Origin of the sequence: Sinomonas humi (genome assembly GCF_000802235.1) — a bacterium.
In the GTDB taxonomy this organism is placed as follows: Bacteria; Actinomycetota; Actinomycetes; order Actinomycetales; family Micrococcaceae; genus Sinomonas; species Sinomonas humi.
On the sequence record NZ_JTDL01000061.1, the window covers coordinates 1 to 4,948 of the forward strand.

Genomic DNA, 4,948 nt, shown 5'->3' on the forward strand with positions numbered 1-4,948 from the left:
CCTCAACGGTGAAGAGACCAATGGTGTCGGGGAGCGGACCCAGCCGGTGTTCAACCCCGCGACCGGGGAGCAGACCGGAGAGCTGCGCCTCGCGGACGCGGCCGACCTCGAGACCGCGGTAGCGAACGCGCGCAAGGCCGCCGAGACCTGGGGAGACATCTCCCTGGCCAAGCGCACCGCGGTGCTGTTCAAGTTCCGCGAGCTCGTCGCCGCGCACGTGGACGACCTCGCCGCCCTCGTCACGGCCGAGCACGGCAAGGTCCTCTCCGACGCCAAGGGCGAGATCGGGCGCGGCCTGGAGGTCATCGAGTTCGCGTGCGGGATCCCGCAGCTGCTCAAGGGCGCCTACTCGGACCAGGCCTCCACCGGCATCGACGTCTTCTCCTACCGCCAGCCGGTCGGCGTCGTCGCCGGGATCACCCCGTTCAACTTCCCCGTGATGGTGCCCCTGTGGATGGCCCCGGTGGCGATCGCGACCGGGAACACGTTCATCCTCAAGCCCTCCGAGCGGGACCCCTCCGCGTCGATGCTCCTGGCCCGGCTGTGGGCCGAGGCGGGCCTGCCGGAGGGGGTGTTCCAGGTCCTGCACGGGGGCAAGGAGACCGTCGACGGGCTCCTGCGCCACCCGGACGTGGACGCGGTCTCCTTCGTGGGCTCGACCCCGATCGCGAAGTACGTCCACGAGACCGCCACCGCGCACGGCAAGCGCGTCCAGGCCCTGGGCGGGGCGAAGAACCACGCGATCATCCTCCCGGACGCGGACCTGGACAACGCCGCGGACCACCTCTCCGCCGCCGCGTTCGGCTCCGCCGGGGAGCGCTGCATGGCGATCAGCGTCGCCGTCGCGGTCGGGGACGTCGCGGACGCCCTGGTGGGCAAGGTCGCCGAGCGGGCCGAGGCGGTCAAGGTCGCCGAGGGCACCGACCCGGGCGCGGAGATGGGCCCGGTCATCACCGCCGCCTCCAAGGAGCGCATGAAGAACATCGTGACCTCCGCGGCGGAGGCCGGGGCGGACCTGATCGTGGACGGGCGCGAGTTCACCGTCCCCGGCAAGGAGGACGGGTTCTGGTTCGGTCCCACCGTGATCGACAACGTCGCCACCGACATGGACGCCTACACCGAGGAGATCTTCGGCCCCGTGCTGGGCGTGGTGCGGGTGGAGACGGTCGAGGAGGCGATCGAGCTGATCAACTCCAACCCGTACGGCAACGGCACCGCGATCTTCACCTCCTCCGGCTCCAACGCCCGCAAGTTCCACCGCGGGGTCCACGTGGGCATGATCGGGGTCAACGTCCCCATCCCCGTCCCCGTCGCCTACCACTCCTTCGGCGGCTGGAAGTCCTCCCTGTTCGGCGACAAGCACATCTACGGCGAAGAAGGCGTCTCCTTCTACACCCGCGGCAAGGTCGTCACCCAACGCTGGCCCGAACCCACCCACGCCTCCGGCGCCACCTACAACTTCCCCTCCAACTGAGCGCAGGCGCTCGACGAAAGGCACCCGATGACGGACATCGAGAACAAGCTCATCATCGGCACCGCGCCCGATTCCTGGGGCGTCTGGTTCGCGGACGATCCGAAGCAGACCCCCTGGGAGCGCTTCCTCGACGAGGTGGCCGAGGCCGGCTACAAGTGGATCGAGCTGGGGCCCTACGGCTACCTGCCCACCGACCCGTCGCGCCTCGCCGACGAGCTCAAGGCCCGCGATCTGCAGGTCTCGGCGGGGACGGTGTTCACCGCGTTCCATCGTGGGCGTGATCAGTGGGAAGAGGCGTGGGAGCCGGCCCGGCGCGTGGCTGAGCTGACCGCAGCGATGGGGGGCGAGCACATCGTCGTCATCCCCGCGATGTGGCGCGACGACGTGACCGGTGCGGCTGTCGAGAACGAGGTGCTCACCCCTGATCAGTGGGACTCGCTGTTCAAGGGCCACGACGAGCTGGGCCGCCGCCTCGGCGAGCAGTTCGGGCTCAAGCAGCAGTTCCACTCGCACGCGGACTCGCACGTTCAGGGCCAGGCGGACATCGAGCGCCTGCTCGAGAACACTGACCCCGAGCTGCTCACGCTCTGCCTCGACACCGGTCACGCCGAGTACGGCGGTGCCAGCAGCGTCGACCTCATCCGCAAGTACCCCGAGCGCATCGGCTACCTGCACCTCAAGCAGATCAACCCGGACGTCCTCGCGAAAGTCCGCGCCGAGAACATGACCTGGGCGGCCGCGAACACCGCGGGCGTCATGGCTGAGCCGCCGTCGGGCCTGCCCGACCTCCGTGAGGTCATCGAGGCCGTCGAAGGTCTCGATCGCCCCATCTTCGGGATCGTCGAGCAGGACATGTACCCCGTCGCGTTCGACGTCCCGCTTCCGATCGCCCAGCGCACCCGCAACTACCTCCTCTCGTGCGGCTCCCGCACCCGCATCTCCTGACTCCGGCACGCCGGACCTCCTGAAAGGCTCATTCCATGGTTGAGAACCTGCGCGTCGCCGTCATCGGCGCCGGTCGCATGGGCGCTGATCACATCCAGCGCCTGCACACGCGCATCCACGGCGCCGAGGTGGCCGCCGTCGTCGACATCGACCTTGATCGCGCCAAGGCAGCGGTCGCCCACATCCCCGGTGCGCAGGCTTACGCGACCGCAGCGGAGGCCTATGAATCGGGCGACGTGACCGCCGTCCTCATCGCCACGCCAGGCTTCCTCCACGAAGTCGCGCTCCTCGAAGCGCTCGAGCGTGACATCCCGATCCTGTGCGAGAAGCCGCTCACCCCGGACGCCGCATCGGCGTGGAAGATCGTCGAGGCGGAGCAGAAGCTTGGCCGGAAGCGGATCCAGGTGGGGTTCATGCGACGCTTCGACCAGGGCTACGTGCAGCTCGGCGGTCTGGTCCGCTCGGGTGAGCTCGGCGAGCTGCTCATGCTCCACTGCCGCCACCGGAACCCGGACACCCCCCCGGGCTTCACCAACGAGATGCTCATCAACGACTCGGTGGTCCACGAGTTCGACGTCATCCGCTTCCTGACGGGCGAGGAGATCACCTCGGTACAGGTGCGCCTCGGCAAGGCGACCTCGAAGGCGCCGAGCGGGCAGCACGATCCGCAGCACGTCCTGATCGAGACGGCGTCCGGCGTGCTCGTCGACGTCGAGATCTTCGTCAACGCCCAGTTCGGCTACCAGGTCACCACGGAGGCCGCGTTCGAAGACGGCATCGTCAACATCGGCGCCGACGGAGGCCCGACTGTCCACCGCGCCGGCCGCTGGGGCGGCGAGGTGACGCCGGGCTTCGAGGCGCGTTTCGGCGCGGCGTACGACGTCGAGGTCCAGTCGTGGGTCGACGCCGCCCTCCGGAACGAGATCGGCGGCCCGTCGGCTTGGGACGGCTACGCGACTGCCGCGTGCTGCGAGGCTGGCGTCGAGGCGCAGAAGAGCGGCGAGAAGGTCGCCGTCGTCCTCAATGAGAAGCCAGCCCTGTACGGGTCTTTTGAGCCGGCGCAGGGAGGGGCTCAATGAAGATCGCCCTCGATCCGACCCCGTTCCACAGCACCCACTCGCTCCTCGAGTTCCCTGCGCTCGCGGCGGATCTCGGGTACGAGTACCTCCAGCTGACCCCGCACCGGGACCTCATCCCGTTCTTCACGCACCCGAAGGCCGACGACGAGCTCGTGCGCCAGCTCCGCAAAGCCTGCGCGGATGCGGGGGTCGGCGTGGCGTCGGTGCTGCCGGTGCTGCGCTGGTCAGGTCCGGACGAGCAGCTGCGCGAGGCCGCCGTACGCTACTGGAAGCGTGCCATACAGATCACGGTGGACCTCGGCGCGAACCAGATGAACACGGAGTTCTCGGGCCGCCCTGAGAAGCCCGAGGAGTCCGAGGCGTGCTTCTACAAGTCGATGGAGGAGCTCCTCCCGATCTTCGAGCGCGAGGGCATCCACGTTGCGATTGACCCGCACCCCGACGACTTCGTCGAGGAGGGCCTCGCGGCGCTCCGCGTTATTCGGGGCCTCAACTCGCCGAACGTGGGCATGGTGTACGTCGCGTCGCACACGTTCCACATGAAGGACGAACCGCTTGAGATCATGCGGGCCGCGGGCGACCGCCTGCGCGTCGTGCACGTCGCGGACACCATGAACCACCACGCCTCGCACGGCCTCCGGTACATCACGAACCCGCCCGGCAACCCCGTGCGCGTGCACCAGCACCTCAAGATCGGCGACGGCGACGTGAACTGGAACGAGTTCTTCGGCGGCCTCGGGGAGATCGGATTCCTGGACAGCGACGACACCGTCATGGTCTCGAGCGTCTTCGCCGAGGACGAGAACGCCGACGAGGTCTCGCGCTACCAGCTCCGCACCATCCAAGACTCCGTCTCGGGTACAGCTAATCGCGCCTAAATTCGTTTCGGGTACGCGAAAGGGCCGCCGGATCAACGTGATCCGGCGGCCCTTTTTAATTGCGTTGTGTTTTACGCGTTAATTGCGTGTGTTTTACGCGAAATTCTCAGAAGGACGACGACGGGTGCCCGCCGAGCGGGTGGCAGGCGCCCGCCGTCGTGCTTAATGCCGGGGGCGCGACTTTCTGTACCCGAGATGCTGGCGGGAGGGGCCGCCTTTCGTTTCGGGTACAGATAATCTCTCCTGGATCCATTTCGGGTACGCGAAATTGCCGGAAGGACGACGGCGGGTGGGCGCCGAGTGGGTGGCGGGCACCCGCCGTCGTGCTTGATTTGATGGCGGAGCGGTCGTTGTCAAGCTGCTTGGAGTCGGTCGGGGGGTGTTTCCGAGGGTGGGTTGGCAAGGTTGATGCCAACGGTGCTCGGTGGGGCAGGGGTCTTTGGACGACTGCGGAAGCGTTCGGGGTGTGCGTTGTAGTAGGCCTGGTGGGCGTGGTCGCGTCGGGCCCACTGCCCCTGCCAGCTGCCATCGTGCACGGCGGCGGGGGCGAACAGGGCGATGCCGGAGTGGCG

At 68.1% G+C, this 4,948-nt stretch carries 4 protein-coding genes and 1 pseudogene; 4 read left to right on the forward strand and 1 reads right to left on the reverse strand.

Annotated features, from left to right (window positions below; genetic code table 11):
- From LK10_RS04335 to LK10_RS04350, 4 genes are all read left to right on the forward strand, one after another.
- On the forward strand, positions 1 to 1,474 hold a 1,474-nt coding region (locus tag LK10_RS04335; RefSeq protein WP_043120457.1), incomplete at its 5' end, for a CoA-acylating methylmalonate-semialdehyde dehydrogenase.
- Positions 1,475 to 1,501: 27 nt separating this feature from the next.
- A complete protein-coding gene (locus LK10_RS04340) occupies positions 1,502 to 2,419 on the forward strand; it encodes a sugar phosphate isomerase/epimerase family protein (protein ID WP_043120458.1) in 918 nt (305 codons plus the stop codon).
- Positions 2,420 to 2,454: 35 nt separating this feature from the next.
- The gene (locus LK10_RS04345) at positions 2,455 to 3,498 is read left to right on the forward strand and encodes a Gfo/Idh/MocA family protein (protein ID WP_043120459.1); all 1,044 of its coding nucleotides are present in this window, start codon (positions 2,455 to 2,457) and stop codon (positions 3,496 to 3,498) included.
- Positions 3,495 to 4,376 carry a sugar phosphate isomerase/epimerase family protein gene (locus tag LK10_RS04350; protein WP_043120460.1) on the forward strand — a complete coding sequence of 294 codons (882 nt, stop codon included), beginning with the start codon at positions 3,495 to 3,497 and terminating at the stop codon, positions 4,374 to 4,376. The genes LK10_RS04345 and LK10_RS04350 overlap by 4 nt, the downstream gene beginning before the upstream one ends.
- Before the next feature lie 353 nt (positions 4,377 to 4,729).
- Here the strand turns inward: LK10_RS04350 and LK10_RS22535 are convergent.
- Positions 4,730 to 4,948: pseudogene (locus LK10_RS22535) on the reverse strand (IS3-like element ISAar46 family transposase); the annotation flags it as partial.